The 1104-nt window shown below is 38.2% G+C and carries 2 protein-coding genes; both read right to left on the bottom strand.

Annotated features, from left to right (window positions below):
- Window positions 1-103: 103 nt before the first annotated feature.
- The gene (locus tag ACED53_RS23470) at window positions 104-343 is read right to left on the bottom strand and encodes a hypothetical protein (protein WP_017102022.1); all 240 of its coding nucleotides are present in this window, start codon (window positions 341-343) and stop codon (window positions 104-106) included.
- A gap of 78 nt (window positions 344-421) precedes the next feature.
- Window positions 422-952 carry a hypothetical protein gene (locus ACED53_RS23475; RefSeq protein WP_017102023.1) on the bottom strand — a complete coding sequence of 177 codons (531 nt, stop codon included), beginning with the start codon at window positions 950-952 and terminating at the stop codon, window positions 422-424.
- Window positions 953-1104: the final 152 nt, after the last annotated feature.

A 1104-nucleotide genomic window follows, 5' to 3' on the forward strand; every position in this document is an offset into this window, starting at 1 on the left:
TGTGGGATGAAAATACAGCCAAAAACTAATCATTGACGCCATAGTCGTTTGTTAGTTGCGTTACTTGCCACAAGCACTGTCCTTACAAGCACCAAGTAATGTATTAATCTAAATGATCTGGTGTATGAAGGTTCGTACCACATTCTTTACACTTATAATCACCTGTCGGTTCACCTTCCATCAGAGCACTAGCTATTGCAGCGAATAGACCAGAGAAGAAACCTTTGATTTCTGTTTCCTTGCTTTCGTCTGGCTTAGAGAAACTTTGATACCTATGAAGGGTCACCTTTTTGCAGTTACAACAGAAAGCTTTTGTTTCTTCAGAACCGTAAGTTTGAACCATTTCTACTACCTCGAAAATGCTAATTTACCACCGAGCAACTAACGCCCAATTAAGGTACGAAGCACGTAACCACAGCACTCAATTTGACCAATGAAAATCTGCCATCATATTAATGAAATCGCATCCTCTATCTGTGATTTCATACTCTAACTTTTCACTTTGACTCAATGATTCTGGAGTAAAAGAATAGAAGCCAACAAACTGCAACCTTTGAGCTAACGATGCTTCTGTAGAATACGACTGATCGCCACCATCTACACAGTGCTTCCTTATATCTCTCACAGAACACGTTGAAGTCACATAAAGATACACCTCGAAGTCTCTTAAAGATATTTTCTCTTCCACCAATTTCTTGAATAAGTGACCTACAATTTTGCATTTAACAAGATCAGTTTGAGAGTCGATATGAAGTACAAGAGTGCTTGCTATTTTTTCCGCAGAGTCCAAATTTTCATTAACCCATGTATTCCACTGGGCGAAAGAATCCCGATTCACATCTGAAAAAGACTCATAAAAGCTAACTACTTTTTTATAGAAAATCTTGTCACTAATCGTTGTTTTAACATTGTAAAGGTCAACCAAATTATTAATGATTGGAATGTCTTTCAATAAACCATCGTCCAAGATGCTGTGAGTACAACCTCAGAATTATTTACAATAATGTCTTTAAAATCGCCGAACTTCATTAACTTTTCCGTTTAAGCGCCTTGTTGAACGAAGCCGCTGCGCGGCAGAGTAAAGCGAGTGCAAGCCATACTCTT

It is taken from the genome of Vibrio sp. 1F169, from assembly GCF_041439605.1.
GTDB lineage: Bacteria > Pseudomonadota > Gammaproteobacteria > Enterobacterales > Vibrionaceae > Vibrio > Vibrio tasmaniensis_A.